This is a genomic window from Paraburkholderia sp. SIMBA_053, from assembly GCF_046534895.1.
Classification (GTDB): domain Bacteria; phylum Pseudomonadota; class Gammaproteobacteria; order Burkholderiales; family Burkholderiaceae; genus Paraburkholderia; species Paraburkholderia caledonica.
Genome location: NZ_JAWRXU010001457.1, coordinates 1 through 244, shown reverse-complemented (window position 1 = coordinate 244; position 244 = coordinate 1). Strand labels below are relative to the sequence as shown.

Sequence of the window (244 nt, the reverse complement as noted above, 5' to 3'; positions counted from 1 at the left end):
TTCCGCGTGCGGCTCTTCAAGAACCGCAATGCGGAGGACAGCATCCACCGTTCGAAGGCGACGGGCGAGCCGCCGCTGTTGCTGCCGTTCTCGGTGTTCTTCGCAATCCGCGATGCCGTTGCTGCTGTTGGCGATTACAAGGTGAATCCGCCGCTGAACGCGCCCGCGACCGGCGAGGAAATCCTCAAGGCTGTCCGTGCTGTTCGCGCTGCTGGACACTAAACTTCAGAAGAGGGCGTTCGCC

The 244-nt window shown here is 62.3% G+C and carries 1 protein-coding gene; it reads left to right on the top strand.

Features of this window, described 5'->3' with window-relative positions; translation table 11 throughout:
* Positions 1–222: hypothetical protein (locus tag SB753_RS40445; protein WP_410805598.1), on the top strand; the 222-nt coding region annotated here is incomplete at its 5' end.
* Positions 223–244 lie beyond the last annotated feature (22 nt).